General features: G+C 38.0%; 1 protein-coding gene. It reads left to right on the forward strand.

Annotated features, from left to right (window positions below):
• A partial coding sequence (locus FLQ44_RS21205) for a QueG-associated DUF1730 domain-containing protein (RefSeq protein WP_147695962.1) occupies positions 1 to 332 on the forward strand: 332 nt, incomplete at both ends.

Raw genomic sequence — 332 nt, forward strand, 5'->3', positions numbered from 1 at the left:
TGATTGTGTCATTGCACGTCCTGATGCTCAAGCTGAATTACCAAGATTTAAAGAATATTTAAAGCGTGGTTATCATGGTGACATGAAGTTTTTAGAGGAAAATTTAGAAAAACGAGCTGATCCTACCTTATTGGTTCCAGGCACAAAAAGTATCATCTGTGTGCGAATGAATTATTTGGTCGAAACACCTAAACCACGCTATGTTCCTGATGAGCCTAATTTGGCCATCATCGCACGTTATGCTCGTGGGCGTGATTATCATAAAATTATGCGTGGGCGTTTAAAAACTTTAACCACAATCATTAAAGATAAAGTGGGTGAATTTGTATCAC

Origin of the sequence: Vogesella mureinivorans, assembly GCF_007644035.1 — a bacterium.
Lineage (GTDB): Bacteria > Pseudomonadota > Gammaproteobacteria > Burkholderiales > Chromobacteriaceae > Vogesella > Vogesella mureinivorans.